This window comes from Actinoplanes sp. TFC3 (assembly GCF_001553785.1).
Taxonomy (GTDB): domain Bacteria; phylum Actinomycetota; class Actinomycetes; order Mycobacteriales; family Micromonosporaceae; genus Actinoplanes.
The window spans coordinates 4,393,956-4,410,474 of record NZ_LOJP01000001.1 but is presented as its reverse complement, the minus strand read 5'-3'; the positions used below and the strand labels follow the sequence as shown (position 1 = coordinate 4,410,474).

13 protein-coding genes are annotated in these 16,519 nt (G+C 68.7%); 5 read left to right on the top strand and 8 right to left on the bottom strand.

The genetic code is table 11. The annotated features are described in order from the left end of the window. Positions 1–380 (bottom strand): hypothetical protein (locus TFC3_RS38145; RefSeq protein WP_236718216.1); only part of this gene is annotated, 380 nt, incomplete at its 3' end. Continuing rightward, entirely contained in the window at positions 373–1,413 is a 1,041-nt protein-coding gene (locus tag TFC3_RS19795) for an endonuclease domain-containing protein (protein ID WP_082772171.1), read from the bottom strand. The genes TFC3_RS19795 and TFC3_RS38145, both read right to left, overlap by 8 nt. A 208-nt stretch (positions 1,414–1,621) precedes the next feature. On the opposite strand from TFC3_RS19795, the gene TFC3_RS19790 reads away from it, so the two are divergent. Genes TFC3_RS19790 through TFC3_RS19780 form a run of 3 tightly spaced genes read left to right on the top strand, consistent with a single transcriptional unit; the run spans position 1,622 to position 6,310 of the window. Continuing rightward, a complete protein-coding gene (locus TFC3_RS19790; protein WP_236718215.1) occupies positions 1,622–2,308 on the top strand; it encodes a hypothetical protein in 687 nt (228 codons plus the stop codon). Next, entirely contained in the window at positions 2,308–4,278 is a 1,971-nt protein-coding gene (locus TFC3_RS19785) for an ATP-binding protein (protein ID WP_067502032.1), read from the top strand. Before TFC3_RS19790 ends, TFC3_RS19785 begins: the two co-directional genes overlap by 1 nt. 4 nt (positions 4,279–4,282) lie before the next feature. Next, entirely contained in the window at positions 4,283–6,310 is a 2,028-nt protein-coding gene (locus TFC3_RS19780) for a hypothetical protein (protein ID WP_067502029.1), read from the top strand. 5 nt (positions 6,311–6,315) lie between these two features. On the opposite strand, the gene TFC3_RS19775 is transcribed toward TFC3_RS19780, so the two are convergent. After that, on the bottom strand, positions 6,316–7,221 hold the full coding sequence (locus TFC3_RS19775; protein ID WP_153040306.1) for a hypothetical protein: 906 nt from the start codon (positions 7,219–7,221) through the stop codon (positions 6,316–6,318). A gap of 60 nt (positions 7,222–7,281) precedes the next feature. On the opposite strand from TFC3_RS19775, the gene TFC3_RS19770 reads away from it, so the two are divergent. Then, a complete protein-coding gene (locus TFC3_RS19770; RefSeq protein ID WP_067502025.1) occupies positions 7,282–8,694 on the top strand; it encodes an amino acid permease in 1,413 nt (470 codons plus the stop codon). 7 nt (positions 8,695–8,701) lie between these two features. On the opposite strand, the gene TFC3_RS19765 is transcribed toward TFC3_RS19770, so the two are convergent. From TFC3_RS19765 to TFC3_RS19750, 4 genes are all read right to left on the bottom strand, one after another. Beyond that, complete coding sequence (locus TFC3_RS19765; protein ID WP_067502022.1) at positions 8,702–9,442, bottom strand: SGNH/GDSL hydrolase family protein; 741 nt, start codon at positions 9,440–9,442, stop codon at positions 8,702–8,704. Positions 9,443–9,856: 414 nt separating this feature from the next. Further along, a complete protein-coding gene (gene nhaA, locus TFC3_RS19760; protein ID WP_067502019.1) occupies positions 9,857–11,095 on the bottom strand; it encodes a Na+/H+ antiporter NhaA in 1,239 nt (412 codons plus the stop codon). An 88-nt stretch (positions 11,096–11,183) separates the two neighbouring features. Then, positions 11,184–12,398 (bottom strand): acyl-CoA desaturase, encoded by a 1,215-nt coding sequence (locus TFC3_RS19755; protein WP_067502016.1) that lies wholly within the window; start codon positions 12,396–12,398, stop codon positions 11,184–11,186. Between the two features lie 8 nt (positions 12,399–12,406). After that, complete coding sequence (locus TFC3_RS19750) at positions 12,407–13,477, bottom strand: ferredoxin reductase (RefSeq protein ID WP_067502013.1); 1,071 nt, start codon at positions 13,475–13,477, stop codon at positions 12,407–12,409. A 111-nt stretch (positions 13,478–13,588) separates the two neighbouring features. Between TFC3_RS19750 and TFC3_RS19745 the strand changes: the two genes are divergently transcribed. After that, positions 13,589–14,791, top strand: a complete 1,203-nt coding sequence (locus TFC3_RS19745; protein WP_067502010.1) for a CdaR family transcriptional regulator — start codon at positions 13,589–13,591, stop codon at positions 14,789–14,791. A 601-nt stretch (positions 14,792–15,392) separates the two neighbouring features. On the opposite strand, the gene TFC3_RS38140 is transcribed toward TFC3_RS19745, so the two are convergent. Next, complete coding sequence (locus tag TFC3_RS38140; RefSeq protein ID WP_067502007.1) at positions 15,393–16,469, bottom strand: lytic polysaccharide monooxygenase; 1,077 nt, start codon at positions 16,467–16,469, stop codon at positions 15,393–15,395. Positions 16,470–16,519 lie beyond the last annotated feature (50 nt).

Here is a 16,519-nt window from a genome sequence, read left to right as displayed (position 1 = left end):
GGGGACGAGGAGGAAGCCGGCGTAGAGGAGGAGCCGAAGACGTTGTACAGGCTGAGCGAGTCGGCCTCCAAGTAGCCGTCCAGCGCCCGCAGAACGGCGTAGAACGCCTGCCCGGCGCTTCCCGAGCCGGTTGGTACCCCGGCTCGCAGCTCCCTGCGGCACCAGGCCCAACCATCCTCGGCAAGCGTGAAGTGATAGGCGTTGCCCTCTTTACGGCACTCGATCAACTTTTCTTCGATCAGTTTCAATCTCTGTTTGCCGGTGAGCTTGAGACCGGCCGCATAGCGTTCCTCGATCTGCTTGTTCGACAGCTCGGTATTGTCTGCCATCAAGATCAGCAGTAGGGCCCGGGTGGCCAGGGGGAGTGAGAGGTCAGACATGAACAGCCCTTTCTTGGCGTCCGGCGCGTCGGCCGTCAAGGAATTGTCGAATCTGTGACAGAACGAGGTCGCAATGGCGGATCACTTGGTTGTTCGTGAACCGCAGTACGGCAAATCCGGCGAGTTGCAGGCATACGTCGCGCTGGCGATCGGCGGCGAAGCGCTCGAGCTGGCGGTGTTCCTCGCCATCGATTTCGACCACGCAGCGTTCGTGGCGCCACAGCAAGTCGACCCGGATCGGGCTGGTCAGTGGGTGTACCTGGTGCAGCTGGTTCCACTCACGACCGGTCGCCCAGTCGGTGCACCGTAGCGCCGCCTCCAGCATCTGCTCGGTGTGGCTGGCCGGATGCGGCCGCCCGGCAAGAGGTGGATACGTGACCGGATCCGGAGCCGCATCGAGCGAGACGCTGGGGTCGATCAGGACGTCGGGAACCGGCAGACCGAAGGGGATGCTCTCGACGCTGTCGTCCCAGAGCAGGGGCGCCCCGGTGAGCCACAAGCCGAAGCCGGAGTCGGTCAGGAACCGGCTGGCGCCGACAAGGGCCTGCTCGGCCTCGGCGGACAGGCCCTCAGGCACGATCACCAGCAACGCCGCACGCTGCCGGGCGAAGCTGGACGCTATGGTCCTGGCCAGCCCGGCAGCGCGGACCGGGGCGCTGAGTCTGCTCGACAGGGTGGGACTCCCGCTCAGCGCCCGCGCGGCGAGGTCCACCAGGAAGGGGCCGTAGTAACCCTCGCGCTGTGCGGTGTCGAGCGCCATCAGCCGTACGGCAGCGGCGCCCGCCCCGGCCAAACCTTCGAGCGGCCGCGCGTCGGGCAGCCAGGCCGGGAACAACTCCCGAGCCATCTGGTCAAGGCTGGTCAGCAGGGCGTCGATGATCGGGGCTGGACGGTCCTGAACGCCGGCGGTGAAGGTGACCACGGCGGGAGACCCGGCACCCAGCACCTCGGTGGCCAGGGTGAGTGTGGTCGCGCTGGGTCCTTCGAGGTGCACCGGTCGATCCAGCGGCAGATCCGTCCACGCCTGTGCCACGCCAATATGCCCCTCGCGTCATGGGTCCGTCGATTTTCTCCACCGGGCTGGAAACGGTACAAGGTCCATTCCGGTGTCCGATGCTGCCGCTTGTGCACAAAAGACAGCCGGAATATTGTTACCCGGTAACAGCTATTTCTGATAACGCGCCGCTCGATTGTGTAGTGGGTATGGCGTACCGGCGACTTTCTTTCTTAGAATGCGGCGCGTGTCCACGATCGGGACCGACCCACAACGCGAAACCAGCCGGGGGCAGGATGCTGTTCGGATTCTGCTCATTGTCGCCGCGGCCGCCACGGAGCTGCGCGACGCGCCGCCGGGCGACGCCGCCCTGTCCGAAGCTGTTGCCGTCCTCGAGACCCAAGTTCGCCTGCAGAAGCTTGATTTCTGGGTGCGCAACCCCGACTTCCTCGCCGACGAACTGCTCAACGAGTACGATCGCACCGGCGACCTCGACTGCTACCGCCAAGCCACCGCCATCATGCAGTCCGACGAACCCGATGTGCGCCGCTACCCGATGCTGCGCTTCCTGTTCGGCGCCTACGAACCGCTGGATGAAGCGCTCGCCGTCCTGCGCAGCGCGAACCTCGTGATCCGCCGTAAGCGCGGCACCGCCGATCGCATCACGCGGCACGACTACTACCTGACGCGCTCCGGGCTCAGCACCGCCAACCGCATCCTGCACGACGCCCCCGAGTTCAGGTACTTCGTGGAACGCACCCAGCTCGTCGCCCGCCTGGCCGACGGCTACGGCGGAACGCAGCTCAAGTCCCGCCAGTACGAGCAGGACGAATACCGCAACACCGTGATCGGCGAGCACATCGAGTCCATTGCCCCGCGGGTACACGCCCGGCTGCGCGGGTACGCCGATCGGCTGAGCCAGGTGAACGCCTGATGACCCGCGAGGATCTCGCCACCAGAGTCGCGGTGCGAACCGGGCTTGCGGTACCCGCGGTGGAGAAAGTGTTCAGAGAACTCGGGTTCGCCCCAACAGTGTCCGGCGCCTTGCCGCGGCCGATGCAGCTTCGACGTCTGCGCCTGGCGGGTCTGCGGTCCGTCGAACCGCTCGGGCCGTTCGACCGGACCTTCCGGTTCGGCCCGGGACTGACCGTGCTCGCCGCGGACAACCTCCGGGGCAAGACCAGCGTGCTGGAGCTGATCACCTGGTGTCTGCGTGGCTCACCGCGGGACACCTTGCAAGGCGTGGTCAAACGCTGGCTCAGCCGCCTGGACTGCGATGTGGTGATCGCCGGTCGCCCGCTCGGTTTCCGGCTCACGCTGCGCGACGGTGAGCTCGTCGAGGGCCGGGTGTTGTCCACCACGGACGCCGAGCTGCTGGCGGAGGCGACCGCCGCCGATCCGTCCGGGCGCATCGTCGAGATTCTGCGGTCCAGCGATCCGAAGCAGTTCGCGACCCGGGTCGAGACGCTCATGATGGAACTGCTGCACCTGGAGGAGCTGGAATCGTCGTCACGCCGCTCGGCGGACGGGCGGGCAACGTACGGGTGGAAGGCCTATTTCGGCGTCCTCTACCTGCCACCCGGCGGTGATGCGGCATTGCTGGGCGACGCGGTCACCGGTGGGCTCGCCGGCCGGCTCCTGCAGGTCTTCCTGGACCTCCCCGGCGCAGCCCTGCTCACCCGGATGCGGACAACGCGAGACCAGATGGAGGAAGCCGCGAAGGCCGTCGAATCAGACGCCGAACGGTTGCGCCGGCTGCTCGATGCGCAACGGGTCACCACGGAACTCAAGCTGGAGGCCACTCGGGCGGAACTGGCAGCCGCCCACGTTCCACCAGCCACCGGGACTCTCATCGCTGCGGTGACCGACCGTACGGCTGCGGTCATCCAAGCAGGGGAGGCCCTGCGCCAGGCAACCGAGGCTCACGAGCTGTTGCGCTGGCAGCGGTTGCAGGATGAGAAGCTGCTCATCGACCTTCAGGAGCATCGGGCTGCGCGGCTGCTGTTTCACGCGCTCGATCCGCAAGCTTGCCCGCGTTGCGAGGCGCCGATCGGACCGGAGCGTCGTGCTGCCGAACGCGCCCGAGCCATCTGTGCGGTGTGTACCGAGCCGACCGAGCCCGACTATCACGCACAGGGGCCGGCTGCAGCGACCCAAGAGGCCAAGTGGCGGTTGACGACCAGCACTCGGGCGGAGAAGCGGGCTGAGCAGCATCGCCGAGAGATGGCTGCGGTGGCCGCTGAGTGCGGTGCCGAGCTGGCCGTGGCAGAGCAGGAGCTTGGCGCTGATCAGGCTGGGGAGACCGCACGCCAGCGCCAGGAACTGCAGGATCGGCTGACCCGGCTGGAGGGTGAGGCTGCGGCCTGGATGTCGGTGCCGGCCACGGAGGAACCGCGCATCGATGCCGTACGGATGGTGCTGGATGCCGCCATCGAGCTGTTGACCGCCGACCAGGCCGCAGCCGGCGACGGATTGTTCGCCGAACTCAATGCGGACATCGCCGCGCTGGCCCGGGGATTCGGCTTCCGCAACCTCGAACGGGTCGAGGCCGATCGGGCCGGACGGCTGCAGGTGTTCAAGACCGGTGGACCCCGCGAATGGTTCAAGAATCAGTCACCGGGGGAGCGGTTGCGGCTGCGCATCGCCGTCGTCGTGGCCCTGTTGCGCAGGGGACACCGGCATGGCGTGGCCACGCATCCGGGTCTGCTGCTGATCGACAGCCCGCGCTCGGAGGAGGTGCAGGACGAGGATGCCGCGGCACTGCTGAGTGCGCTCGAACAACTCTGCCGGGAAACGCCTGACCTGCAAATTCTGGTCACCACCGTGGACGAGTTCCTGGTACGCCGGGTGCTGAGCGATTCCACCCTGATCACCGCTCCCGGGCCGGGCCGCCCGCTGTGGTGATCCGATGCTGATCCCCGACAGCCTCGACTGGCGGCTCCTGCGCGCTCCGGAGCGTCCACCGCTGCTCACCCAGCTGATGGAGGGCCTGGCCATCGAGGAACTCGACGCCGCAGCGGAGGGGCCGCTTGCCCCGCTGGTGTGCCGGTCCTTGGCCCGGGACGTGACCGAGAGCGGTCCGGTGGCCGAACGGCTTGCGACCGCTGTTCTCACTGGGTTGTCCCGCCAGGACAGCATGCTGGCGGTGCTCGACGCGAGCGACGAGTTGCTGACGGTGCCGGCCATCGTGCGGACGTACGGGCGCCGCCTTGTCGAATCCTTCCTGGCAGGACACGCGGCAGCGCTCGTCTCTCATCCCATGATCGCGGCGACCTTCGCGGAAGGAGCGGTGCGTCTTGCGGTGGCGGGTGCGGGCAGTCCATTCGGTGCGCTCGCCGTGCTTACTCCTGCTGCGGTGGGCGAGCTTGATCCGGACTATGCCGAACGCCTGCCACGCCTCATCGGAGTCGCGCTCGATCTGTGGGGACTTGACCCGGCGATTGCCGATCCTCTGCGTGCTGCGCTCACCACTCTGCAAGATCTTCCGGACGCCGCCTTCGAACAAGGCATGGACCTGGTGCGGCAAGCGATGAGTGGACAGCGGGAGGACTGCGCGGCCGGGCTGAGGTTGGCGCGTGACAGGTTTGCGATGGCCGAAGGACTACAAGCCAGCCTGTACGAGAACGGCTCGAACGCTGTCGTCGCGTTCCTCGATGGTGATGGCGCTTCCTTGCACGCTGCGCGCGAAGGATTGGCCACCCAGCTCGGCCGGCGGGCGGTGGACCTGCGCAACAGCCATGTTCCCGAATGGTGCCGCCCCCGTGCCGAAGCAGCGTACGGATGGGCGCGGCTCATAGCGACCCTGGAGCAGGCCGACCGGCTCGGTGACGGGGCTGCCGTCGCTGCGTTGTTCGACGTGTACGCGCTGGATCGTTCGGTGATTCCGGTGGCCGGTGTGCTGGACCGGCAGGGCTTGCCTCGCCTGGTTCGCCCGGTCATCGGCACCGCGACGATCGAGCGGCACACCCCAGGTCGTACGGCATTGCGTGAGCCGGCAGCCACTCGCACCCTGGCCCAGCTGAGCACCGAGTTCGACGAGGACCCGGGCTACGCCGGAGAGACGCGGATTGCCTGCGACGTCTTGGTAGCTGAGATCGTCTCGTACCTGGTGACGGCACCGGCCGGACCGCCCTCGTTCGCCGATCTCGCCGGTTGGTTGCGCCGCGGCCGGCTGGGTTCCGGGGTCACCGTGCACCTCGGCGAAACCGGCTTGTCGGTGCGCTTTCCCGTCGCCACGTTCGCTGTAGTCCCGGCGGAAAGGTCTCTCGCCGTCCGGCTGGCGTCCGGTGCGCAAGCGGGGCCCAGCTCCCAGATCGTCGTTCCCGCACCGCGCATCGAGCCTGTTCTGACGCCGGACCACACCCCCGTGCTGGTGTACGCCGTTGCGGTCGCCATCGCCGAATCCCCGGGGCGCAGGAATCCGGAGCGGCAGCTGTTACGCCGGGAGATGCACCGGGTGCTTGAGAATGCGTTCCGCGACGGCGGGCTGGACTGGGCGGCCGTCCGACGCGAGGATCATGGCGAGGGGACTGTCGTCATGCTGCCCGCGTCCACGGCCGGGGTGCATCTCGGCGGGACGTTCGCCGGGGCGCTCGAACGCTGCCTCCGCGAATGCGCGCAGCGGTATCAGCACCCTCACCGGCTCCGCCTGCGGGTGGCCGTCGCGCTGGGGCTGGCGGACTTCGACGAGTACGGCGTGAGCGGCGAGCCGATCGAGGCCGCGAACCGCCTTGCCGCTCATGCCGGGACGCGGGCCCGGCTGTCCGGCAGCGATGACAACCTTTTGGCCTTCGCCGTCTCCGACGACTTCTATCGTGCGGTGATCCGGCAGGGCTACCGCCAGATCGACCGCGACGCGTTCCTTCCGCTGCCCGGCGCTGACCCCACCGAGCCGGCCTGGATCCTGACCCCGGACAGGCCGGCAGGTGCTGGCTGAAAGCGTCAGCGCAGGGCCGTGCCACCGTGAGTTTCATCCCCGTGCACGATTTTGTCTCCGATGATCTGCCCGCCGCCGAAGGTTACCGGGCCGTGAAAGTGAATGCCGGCCGGCTTGTTCTGCCGTACGTGGGCGGGTGGCGCTGCCGACGCGCGGTCGGAGGACCCTGAGCCCTGCGGCGACCCCGGCTCGATCCCGGGCGGCTGCCGATAGCCCGGAACCAGGATCCAGGCGCGCTCGTGGACTTCTTTGATGTCGATGTCCACCGGGGCGAACCTTGTTTTGTCAATTTGCCGGTAGCCCTGCCGGATCACTCCTCGATAGATGTCGTCGGAGGCGATGACGGCCATGGTGGCTGCGTCTGCCGCGGTCAGCGCTGCCCGCAGGGGAGCCGCGTCGACCAGCCGGGAGACGGTATTGATGGGTTCGCCGACCCAGCCGTTCGTGTCCTGATGACAGGTGCCTTGGTGCAGCGCGACGCGCAGGCGCATCTGATGCTCGGCGGAGAAGAAGCTGGCCTTTTCCCGCAAGCAGTCATGCAGCGCTCGGATCAGCGGACCGGCGAGCGTAATCGGGTCGGTAGCGGGCGGCACCAGCATCACGATGCCGTCGCCGCGGTCCAGCTTCTCCACGTCGTCCCACGGCAGATGGCAATCATGGAAGGCGTTTCGCACCACCTCGTACATCGCCGTGCGCAGCGACGCCTGCATGGGTACCGGTCGCCGGCCAAACCCCTCGACATCAACAACCACGAGGTAATAGAACGTCACCGGGCCAAGATAGAGCGAAAAGGCCGGGCATATGCCGTTTGGGCATGAGCGCCGCGATGGTTTGCATGATCGGATGAACCCACCCGGCCGCCCGGCCGAGGTGTTCCGCGTCCGGCCTTTCGCGAAGCCGTCGTCGATCAATTCGCGGGCGGATCGTCGCTAGGCATTTACGATCTTGGATGGGCGTGGTAGGCCGGAATCATGACGACACCGGAGCGGTTCGGGCGTGGGTCGGGGATCTTCCGGCGTAAGCCCATCGAGGACATCACCGACGAGCGCGAGACCGATCTGAGCCGGACCCTGGGGCTGTGGCAGCTCACGGCGATCGGGGTTGGCGGCATCATCGGGGCGGGGATTTTTGCGCTGGCGGGGGCGGTGGCCAATGCGACCGCCGGGCCCGCAGTGCTTGTTTCCTTTCTGATTGCCGGGGTGGCCAGCGCGGCGGCTGCGCTGTCCTATGCGGAGTTTGCCGGCATGATTCCGAAGGCGGGGTCGGCCTACACGTACGGCTATGCCGTGCTCGGCGAGATAGTCGGGTGGTTCATCGGTTGGGACCTTCTTCTGGAGTACATCGCCATTGTTGCGGTGGTCGCGATCGGGATCTCCGGCTATTTCTCGTTCCTGATGGGGGAGTTGGGGGTCAACCTGCCCGCGTGGATGCTGGGGGCGCCGGGGACCGGGGACGGACACGTCGTCGACTTGTTCGCTGTGCTGTTGTGCCTGCTGATCGCGTACCTGTTGAATCTCGGCATTCGCGCCGCGGCCCGGACCGAAACCGCTGTCGTGGTCATCAAGGTTCTGGTTGTTCTGCTCGTTGTCGGGGTGGGTGTCTTCCACATCCGCACCCAGAACTACAAGCCCTTCTTCCCGTACGGCGTCAGCGGCGCAATCACCGGAGCCGCCACCGTCTTCTTCGCGGTTTTCGGCTATGACGCGATGAGCACGGCCGCCGAGGAGTCCAAGGACGCGCGCCGGCACCTGCCCCGGGCGATCATCTACTCGCTCGCCATCTCCATGGTGCTGTACGTGCTTGCCACCCTGGTGCTCACCGGCATGCAGAACTACCGCGACATCGACCCGGAGAGCGGCTTCTCGTCAGCATTCGCCGCGGTGGGGCTGTCCGGGCTGGCTGACGTCATTGCGGTCGGTGCGATCATCGGCATTCTCACGGTCATGTTCACGTTCATGCTCGGCGTGACCCGCGTCTGGTACTCGATGAGCCGGGATGGCCTGCTGCCGCAATGGTTCGCCAAGCTGCACCCTACTCGCCGGGTACCCAGCCGGGTCACCTGGATCTCGGGGGTGGCATCCGCGGTCATCGCCGGGTTCCTGCCGATCCGTGAGGCCGCCGAGCTGACCAACATCGGCATTCTGCTCGCGTTCGTGGTGGTGTGCCTGGCTGTCATCGTGCTGCGCTACCGGCGGCCCGGCATTCCGCGCGCGTTCCGGTTGCCGCTCATGCCGGTGGTGCCTGTGCTCGGCATCATCTTCTCGATCTGGCTCATCACGTTCCTGGCGCCGGTGACCTGGCTGCGTTTCGCGGTCTGGTTCGTGCTCGGCATGATCGTGTACGCCACCTACAGCCGGCACCACTCCAAACTGGCCCGCGACTGACCGCGCCTCAGGCCTTGATCGGCGTCCACGTCACGTACTTGCCCGAGCGGTTGTCGCCGGACGACTTGCCTTGCAGCCGCCGCTGGACCCAGGGCAGCACGTGTTCGCGGTAGTACCGTGCCTCGTCACGCAACCGCCGGGGCTCGGCCGGGCCCGGGTCGACCATGTGTGCGGCCTGCGCATAGCCCAGTCCGCTGAGCACCAGGCCCGCGGCGCGCTGGTGGCCGGCCGCGTTGAGGTGCAGCCGGTCGGCGGACCAGTAGGGCGGCCGGCGGATCTCCTCGTCGTGGAAGACGTCGACGAACTCCACGCCGTGGCGAGCGGCTAGATCGGCGGTCGCGCTGGTGATGATCTCGCCCTTGCGGTCGATCGAGCCACCGAACGGCAGCCGTTGCGACGGGTTGGGGCCGGCCACGACGACCAGGCGGATGCCGGCATCCACGACGCGCTGAACGGCTCGGTCGATCAACGTCAGCAGCGCGGCCGTGTCGGTGCCCGGGCGCATCATGTCGTTGCCACCGCCGTTGAGCGAGATCAGGGTCGGCGCCGGCGACAGCGTGAGCGCCGCCTCGAGTTGTTCCTCCACGATGGGGCGCAGCAGCCGGCCCCGGACCGCGAAGTTCGCATACCGCACGTCGTCGCCGGGCAGCCCGGCGGCCACCAGATCGGCCCAGCCGCGCTGGGAACCGTCGGGCAGCTCGTCGCCGAGACCTTCGCTGAAGCTGTCACCCACTGCCGCATACCGCATCCGATCAACGTACCCGCACGCTGTTGCCCGGCTCGCGCCGGACTCAAAAGGGACGAGCTCAGCAAGGCAGCCGGTAGGGAACAGTCGATCGGACAGAATTCTCTTCTTTTCCATCCTCCGTGGCCATCCCGATGACGGATTAAGCGCTCTACCCCAAACCTGACAGTGCCCGACACCGAGTTGATCATGAATCACGCTGCATGATGGGTCCACGGCACAGAGGGGGACAGCGTGGCCCGCTTCAGCGCACCACGCAGATCCGGAGGCGCGCCCGTCCAGCCGCAGCACCGCCCAGGAGCCGGGCGGCACGGTCAGTGAGTGGAAGTATTCCCGGCTGCGCTGCTCCGGAGTCGATCCTGCCCACGGCTTGAAGGCGGACCACCGCCGTCCGCTGCAGGGCTGCCTGGGCCGCGTTCAGCGCTGGTAGATGTCGGGGATGCCGTCGTCGTTCTCATCGAGCTGCTCCTGCTCGTGCAGCCGGCGATAGTGGCGATCGCGTACCTTCAGCAGCGCCGTACCGAGCAGCGCCGCCACCAGCGAGCCCGTCAGCACCCCGACCTTCGCCTCGCCGTCGTGCAGCGAGCCCGCCCCGAACGCCAGCTCGCCGATCAGCAGCGACACTGTGAACCCGATCCCGCCCAGCAGCCCCAGGCCGAGCACATCCCACCAGCTCAACCCCTCGGCCAGCCGGGCCCGGGTGAACCGCTGCACCAGCCACGTCGTCGCGGTGATGCCCAGCGCCTTGCCCAGCACCAGAGCGGCGATGACCGCCACCGCGACCGTGCTCGTCAGCGCCGCGCCGAGGCCGCCGACCTCGGCCAGCGACACCCCGGCCGCGAAGAAGGCGAACACCGGTACGGCCACACCGGCCGAAAGCGGGCGCAGCCGGTGCTCGAAGCGCTCGGTGGAGCGAGCCGGAACGGTGAAGGCGAGCAGCACACCGGCAACGGTCGCGTGGACGCCGGACTCGTGCATGGACGCCCACGCGGCCACGGCCAGGGGCAGCAGCAGCCACCACCGGGTGACGCCGCGTTGCACCAGCACGCCGAAGACGGCGATGGGAACGAGCGCAAGTGCGAGCCAGAGCAGGTGCAGCGCCGTGGTGTAGAAGACGGCGATGATGGTGATGGCCAGCAGGTCGTCCACCACGGCGAGGGCGAGCAGGAACGTGCGCAGCCCGCTGGGCAGGTGGGTGCCGATGATGCTGAGGACGGCGAGCGCGAAAGCGATGTCGGTGGCGGTGGGGATCGCCCACCCGGTGAGCGCCTCCCCGCCGGAGCCGGCCGCGATCGCGGTGAAGATGAGCGCCGGGGCTGCCATGCCACCGGCCGCTGCGGCGACCGGCAGCACAGCACGGCGGGCATCGCGCAGGTCACCGGCGACGAACTCGCGCTTGAGCTCGAGGCCGGCGACGAAGAAGAAGATGGCGAGCAGCCCATCGGCCGCCCACTGTGCCAGGCTCAGCGGGCCTGCCTCGAACGACGACAGCGCCTGGTAGGCCGCCGACCATGGGGTGTTGGCCCAGATCAGCGCGATGACGGCGGCGCCGAGCAGCAGCAGGCCGCCAGTGGTCTCGGCCCGCAGCACCTCCGCGATGCGGCGGGCTTCGGGCCAGGTGCCCAGGCCGAACAGGCGTCGCAACGGGGTGGTCACGAATCACCTCCGGAAAGTGGATCGGCGAAGAGATCGCCGACCAGACTTCCCGGCACACCCGTGAACTACCTTACAAGCCGTTCCAGGACTACAGCGCCTCCACCGGCGCGGGGGCCGCAGCAGCAGCGGCCGCGGCGGGTAGCCGGCGCCAGCGCGCAGCCGGGTCCGACACCGGGGCGGGCCGCTCGGCGGCGACAGCCCGGGGCGCGACGACCGGCTTGTTCGGCAGGGACAGGCGCAGCACCTTCCACCATGCCGAGGCTACCTGCTTGGGCAGCGGGCCGGTTGTGTACTTGAGGCCGTACCGCTGGAAGAGGTCCTTGATCTTGGGGCTGATCTGGGCGTAGCGGTTGCTCGGCATGTCCGGGAACAGGTGGTGCTCGATCTGGTGCGACAGGTTGCCCGTCATGATGTGCATGAGCTTGGTGCCGCTGATGTTGGCCGAGCCGAGCATCTGGCGCAGGTACCATTCGCCGCGCGTCTCGCCCTCGATGGAGGTCTTCTCGAAGGTCTCCACGCCGTTCGGGAAGTGCCCGCACATGATGACCGAGTGGCTCCACAGGTTGCGGACCAGGTTGGCCGTGGCGTTTGCCGCGATGGTGTGCAGGAACGACGGCCCGGACAGCGCGGGGTGCACCACGTAGTCCTTGAGCATCTGCTTGCCGATCTTGCGACGGGTGGCCTTGAGGGCGGCGCGGAACTTGGGGTCCTTGCGGCGCTCGGGCGTCGCCAGGTTCTTGCCCAGCTCGAGGTCGTACGCGGCGATGCCGTACTCGAACAGGCACGCGTTGATGAAGTTGTACAGCGGCTGACCGAGGTGCGCCGGGCTCCAGCGCTGTTCCTCGTCCACGCGCATGATGCCGTAGCCGAGGTCGTTGTCCTTGCCGACCACATTCGTGTATGTGTGGTGCAGCTCGTTGTGCGAGTGCTTCCACTGCTCGGCCGGGGAGGCGTGGTCCCACTCCCACTTGGTCGAGTGGATCTTCGGGTCACGCATCCAGTCCCACTGCCCGTGCAGGATGTTGTGCCCGACCTCCATGTTTTCCAGGATCTTGGCGACCGACAGCCCGGCCGTGCCCACCAGCCACGCCGGCGGGAACAGCGAGAAGAGCAGCACCGCGCGGCTGCTGAGCTCCAGCCCGCGCTGCACCTTGATGACGCGCCGGATGTAGGCGGCGTCCTTGGCCCCGCGGCTGCCCATGACCTCGTCGCGGATGGCGTCGAGTTCGACCCCGATCGCTTCGATGTCCTCGGGCGTGAGGTGCGCGATCGGGTTGCTCTTCTTGTGCTGGATCGTGGTCATTCAGGTCCTCAGTTTTCGATCTGGCAGGGGCCGGCCGCGGCCGAGATGCAGGTTTGTACGGGGATGCTGTCGCCCGGCTCGGCGACGGTCAGCGAACCGTCGCGCAGGTCGCGCACCGCGCCTTCGCGCAGCGGCAGCACACAGCTGAAGCAGATGCCCATCCGGCAGCCCGAGGGCATCAGCACCCCGGCTTGTTCACCGGAGTCGAGCAGCGGCACCGAGCCGTCGGTCTCGACCACGGTGCCGGACTTGGTGAACGTGACGGTGCCGCCGCCTTCGCCGCTGATCAGCGCGGGGCGGAAGCGCTCGGTGACCAGCAGGTGCCCGGCCTCGGCGTCGGCCCAGTGGGCCTCGAGGTCGTCGAGCATCTCGTTGGGCCCGCAGGCCCAGACCTGCCGCTCGAACAGGTCGGGGACGAGCTCGTCGAGGTCGGCGGGCTTGATCCGGCCGTCGGTGCGGGTGTGCCGCTCGATCAGGCGGATCCGGCCCTCGGCGGCCAGGGTGCGCAGCTCGGCGCCGAACACCACCGCCTCGTGGGTGCCGGCCGAGTGCACCACCACCACGTCACGCAGTTCGTGCAGGGCGCTGCGCAGCATGCCCATGACCGGGGTGATGCCGCTGCCCGCGGTGACGAACAACGCCTTGGCGGGCCGGGTCGCAGGTAGCAGGAACTCGCCGGTGGGCACGTCCAGGTGCAGCAGCATGCCGCGGCGCGCCCGGCGGACCAGGTGGGTGCTCACCACGCCGCCGGGTACGGCGTTCACGGTGATCGTGATGCGCCCGTCACGGCGGGCCGGGGTGCTGGTGATCGAGTACGAGCGCCACAGCCGGACCCCGGCAACGTCCACACCGACGCGCGCGTACTGGCCGGGCTCGTGCGGCACCCATCCGCGTCCGGGCCGCAGCACCAGCGTGGCGCTGTTCGCGGTCTCCGGGCGCACGGCTTCGACGCGGGCGCGCAGCACCTTGGCGTTGCGCAGCGGCGCGATCGCATCCAGGTAGTCGGCCGGGACGACGGGCGTCGTGATCAGCTCGACGACGCGCCAGGCGCCGGACCCGAGAGTTCGTATAACAGCCACATAACAAGAGTGACCGCGGCGCGGGGTAGAGTCCTGACCTATCGAAGTGAAACGAACCGCGGTCTTTGTTCGTCCGGCACAAGATGCGGTGCTCAAACCGGAGTAAGTGCGATGACCGATGCCCTCCCCGATGTCCGGTCCTTCCGGCTGTCCCCGGAGGTGGTTGCCCCGCTTCGTGAGGGTCTTTCGGAGGTCGCGCTGCAGACCATCGATGCCATCATGCAGGAAGTGCCCGCCTATTCCGAGCCCTTTGCCGGCGAACTGGGGGTGAAGATCGAGCGGGCGGTACGAGCCGCGCTCGGCACCTTCCTCTCGCTCGTCTCCCGCGCCTACGGTCCCGACCCCCAGTCCCCCCTGGCCCCCGCGCTGGAGGCGGCGTATGCCCTGGGCCGCGGCGAGGCTCGCAGCGGGCGCAGCCTGGACGCCCTGCTCGGCGCCTACCGCGTCGGAGCCCGGGTCGCCTGGCGCGAATTGGCTAAGATCAGTGTCGGAACCGGGCAGCCCGCCGCGATCATCGCGCACTTCGCCGAACTGGTGTTCGCCTACATCGACGAGCTGTCCGCGGCCAGTGTTGCCGGGCACGCCGACGAGCGGGCCTCCTCGGGCCGCGCCCGGCTGCGCCACCTCGAGGACCTGGCCCGCGCGCTGCTCGCCGGCGAGGCCGAGCACATCATTGTCGCCGCCGCCGAGCGCGCCGACTGGCCGCCGCCGGAGACACTGACCGCGGTGCTGGTGCCCGAGCACGCCGCCCGCACCGCTGTGGGCCTGCTGGACGGGCGCACGTTGCAGCTCAGCGACGCCGGCCCGATGGTGCAGGACTTCTCGGTGCTGCTCGTCCCCGACGTCGACGGCAGTTCCCGGGCGGCCGTGACCGGCATGCTGCGCGGGCACAGCGCCGTCGTCGGCCCGGCCCGGCCGTGGTTGCAGGCCCGCGCGTCGTTCGACCGGGCGGTGCGCACCCTGCAGATCCCGGGGCTGTCCACCACCGGCCGGGTGGTCGACACCGAGGACCACCTGGCCGCGCTGGTGCTCACCGCCGACTCGCAAGCCCTGGCCGACCTGCGGGCGAAGGTCCTCGCGCCGCTGGCCGGTGGCAGTGACTCGGCAGCCGCGAAGCTTGTCGAAACGCTGCGGAGCTGGCTGCTGCACCAGGGCCGGCGCGAGGAAGTGGCCGCGGAGCTGTTCATCCATCCGCAGACCGTGCGCTACCGCATGTCCCGGCTGCGGGAGCTGTACGGCGACAAGCTCAGCGATCCGACCTGGCTGTCCTCGCTCGTGATCGCACTGACCGTGCCCCCACCGGCCGGGCCGTGAGAGCGCCGGTCCGCAAGAAGGCCGGTCCGTAAGAGCGCCGGCCCGTGAGCGCAATAAGAACGCCGCTGCGAATTCCACGGGGGAAGAACTCGCAACGGCGTGTCCTCAATGTAGGGCCCCCGGCCGGGCCTGTCCACCCGGGAGCCGTTGACTAACCGCCGGCCATCTGCGTTATGTGGATAAGTGACGGTGTTACGAGTGGTCGTGATGGTCCCCGGGCCGACCGCTGTCACCGCCGGACGGCGACGAGGCTGTGCACCTCAGCGTCGCCGGGTTCGGTCCGCTCACCGTCGCGGCGATCGACGGGCTCGATACCGAGGCGTTCCGCGCGGGCATGCTGGCCGGGTCCTGCACGGGCTCGGCCTTGAGCGCGCCGCTCAGCTCGGCTGCGCCTCCGCGACCGGAAGACCGGTTCAGGAGCAACTGCTGATGGCGTACGGCCAGAGCAGCGCCGCAGTCATCGCTGCGGCGCTGCCCGACCTGGCTCAGTAGGTGCAGACGACCAGGACCGGAATCTTGCCGGCCGTGGCCGCGGCGCCGACGAACGCGTCCACCTCACCGGCCACGGTTGCCGTGTTGTTCGCGGCTACCCGGATCGGCCTCATGCCGGGTAGCACGACAGGCCGGGCAGGCTGGCCGGGGCCGAGCCGGTGCCGAGGAACCCGATGGTGGCCGAGCCGCCCGAGGGCACCGTCCGGTTCCAGGTTTCGGGTTCGATCATCGCCGAGGTGTCCATGGCGGTGAACTTGCCGCCCCACGACTGGGTGACGCTCTGCCCACCGGGCCAGACGAAGTGCACCATCCAGCCGTTCAGCGCCGAGGTCGCGGTGACCTTGAACGAACTCTGGAAGCCACCCGGCCACGAGCTGTCCGTCGTGTACGCGACCGTGCAACCGGTTGTTCCCGGCGGCGGCGTCGACGGGCTGGAGGGCGGGGTTGACGGGGTGGACGGCGGCGGCGTGCTGGAACCGTTTCCCATGCCGGTGACTTCGCCGTTGCCGCCGTCGAAGGTCACGTCGGAGCAGCCGTAGAACGTCTCCTGGCTGTCCGAGCGCTGCCACACCGAGTAGATCAGGTGCCGGCCGCTCTTGCCCGAGGGCAGATCTGCCGTCCACGTGTAGCGGCCGTCGGCGGTGCCCGGCCCGCCGATCGACTCCGGGTTGGTCACCGAGGAGAACGGGGTGGACTCCAGGTCGCTCCACGCCAGCGGGCGGGCCGGGCTCCACGAGTCCTTGGTGATGTACAGCCGGAAGGTACCGGGGTGCTTCGCCCAGTTGTTGTAGTCGAAGCGCATGCTCGCTCCGGAGGTCAGGTGGGTGACCGGCCAGTCGGTGCGGGCCAGGTTGAAGCCGGTGAAGTCGTACGGGCCGCCGGTGCCGCCGCTGCACGGCTGACCGTCGGGGATGAAGCCGGCCGTGCGCCCGCCGCCGTCGGAGCGCAGCACGGCGAACCAGTTGTACAGCGGGGTCACGCCGCTCTGGGCCACGGCGGCCGCGCAGGCGGGGTTCTTGGGCTGGATCGCGCCGGTCGAGCTCAGTCCGTCTTTCCAGCAGAGGTACGTACGGCTGCCCGGCGCCATCATCGCGCCGTGGGCCGCCGCGGGGCTTTGCGCGGCGATCACGATCCCGGTGGTGGCCGCGAGCACGGCCGCTGTGGCGTACAGGAAGAGGCGTCTCATGCGGTGTCTCCTCAGCTCGGGGTGCAGGACACGGTGGCGGGGGCGGTGGC